The organism is Caballeronia sp. (assembly GCF_049581465.1).
GTDB lineage: Bacteria > Pseudomonadota > Gammaproteobacteria > Burkholderiales > Burkholderiaceae > Caballeronia.
The window spans coordinates 1-2,126 of the sequence record NZ_JBAUSA010000592.1 but is presented as its reverse complement, the minus strand read 5'-3'; the positions used below and the strand labels follow the sequence as shown (position 1 = coordinate 2,126).

The window sequence follows — 2,126 nt, the reverse complement described above, 5'->3', positions numbered from 1 at the left end:
ACCTCGGGGTGGTCCGTCCGGTTGCGGTTCTCGGTACCGCCCGCCGCGGAAAAGGACGGCGAGCCTCCCGGGCGTCGAGGAAATCCACACGATGGAAAGACACGCATCGCGGAGCAACACGCATGCGTGACTGATCGCGTCGTGATGCACGTCTTTTCGTACCTGGGTGCGTGACGGCGTCCGAACTCGAACACCTGGCTTCGCAATGGGGGTACCTGCCGAGCCCAGGCATTGCCGCTAGGTCCGAACCGTTTCGCTATAAAGGGGTTGAGGCTACGCACGTCTTCGCTCGCCGGGAATAGACCGGCGCGCAATGAGGCTGTGATTTTTTTGAGCTCCCCTTGATTTTACCTAGTGATCACGCTATGATACCACGCATTAATGAGGCTTTCTCGCCGTTGGACTGACCACGCGTTGCAGGAAAAGCGCCATGACGCTTCCCCTCTTTAGCCCAGACGACCTGCCCGAACCACCGTCTCCCGCCCAAGCTGCCCAGTCGATGGCGGCGGGCAAGCCGCGACTGCGGATTCCCATCCGCGATCAGATTGAGATGCGCTGGGAATCACTCGAGGATTTGCTCGAAGCCGACCATCCGGCGCGGATCGTCTGGGCGGCCGTCTGCACGCTCGACCTGAAGTCTTGGCTCAGTGAAATCAAGGCGATCGAGAGACACGTGGGCCGCGACGCCACCGACCCCCGGTTGCTGGTCGCGTTGTGGGTCTTTGCGACCTTGAAGGGAATTGGCAGCGCTCGCGAACTCGCCCGGCTGTGTGCGGAGTGTCTGCCGTACCAGTGGCTCTGCGGCGGGGTGAGCGTCAACTATCACATGTTGTCCGACTTTCGATCTCAAGGGGGTGAGAAGTGGGACGAGTTGCTAACGCAGATCGTTGCCACCTTGCTGGAAGCCGAATTGGTGAAAATGGACCGAGTCGCTCAGGACGGGATGAAGGTGCGTGCCAGCGCCGGTAACGGTTCGTTCCGTCGCCGCGGTCGGCTGGAGGAGTTTCTGGAAGCGGCGCGGGAACAGGTCGAGACGCTCAAGAAATTGGCCGAGGAGGATGGAGCAGAACTTACGCGACGCCAACGTGCGGCGCGGGAGCGAGCCGCCCGTCTTCGACAGCAGCGAATCGAAGAAGCGATGCGCGAGTGCGAAGAACTGCAGAAGCAGCGCGAAGCCACGGCGAAGCAAAGCCGCCGCAAGGTGAATGAAGCACGAGCTTCGACGACCGATCCCCAGGCGCGGATCATGAAGTTTGCCGATGGAGGATGCCGGCCAGGATATAACGTTCAATACGCGACCGACACCGAAAGCGGCGTGATCGTGGGTGTGGAGGTGACCAATGCCGGGAACGATGGCGCGCAACTGCCGCCCATGCTCGATCAGTTGGAAGAGCGATATGAACGGGTGCCGGCTGAAGCACTTGTCGATGGCGGCTTCACGACGACCGAGACAATCGATCAGGCCACTGAGCGTGGCTGTACCGTGTACGCGCCGGTCAAAGACGAGGAGAAGCAACGAGCGGCCGGAACAGATCCCCATGCCCGCAAGAAGTGGGACAGCGATGCGACCGCCGCGTGGCGGAGCCGAATGGGGACCGAGGCGGCGAAATTGATCTATGGGCTGCGGGCCCAGACGGCGGAGTTGGTCAACGCGCAGTGTCGCAACCGCGGCCTCCAGCACATGCCCGTACGCGGTCAACCGCGCTGTCGTATCATCGCATTGCTGTTTGCAATTACTCACAATCTCACTGTGATGGAGAGACTGCGCTCGGCGCCGGCGAAAACCGCTGTTTGAGCGCGATCCTGCGCAAAGGGGTCAATATAGGAAGACCTTTTTGTTGTCATGGAGCGGTCGTTTGAGAACAAGTCAGTATGCTTGGCCGTGATTGAGTCCCGGACGCCTGAACCGACGCTGAGACAGTCTAACGACGGGAATTCACAACGCGGCAAAAAAGTCACGGCCTCATTGCAGCCCCGCGTCGCACGCCCCGGCATCACTCGCCTCGATTAGCCAGGAGACGACCGACCAATCGGCATTGTGGATCGAGGATCGCGGCCGCGGCCACCCGGGTCCTATTTCGCGCGGCACCGACTATGGCCGGACAGAGTGGGAGCACGGGCAAGAC

At 61.2% G+C, this 2,126-nt stretch carries 1 protein-coding gene; it reads left to right on the top strand.

What is annotated here, in order from left to right; genetic code table 11:
- Positions 1 to 499 precede the first annotated feature (499 nt).
- The gene (locus tag WCA53_RS14490; protein WP_423911385.1) at positions 500 to 1,795 is read left to right on the top strand and encodes an IS1182 family transposase; all 1,296 of its coding nucleotides are present in this window, start codon (positions 500 to 502) and stop codon (positions 1,793 to 1,795) included.
- The last annotated feature ends 331 nt before the right edge of the window (positions 1,796 to 2,126 follow it).

What these genes read in the sequence shown, in the direction of transcription:
- WCA53_RS14490 (WP_423911385.1), top strand. Translation starts at nt 500, where the DNA reads ATGGCGGCGGGCAAGCCGCGACTGCGGATTCCCATCCGCGATCAGATT.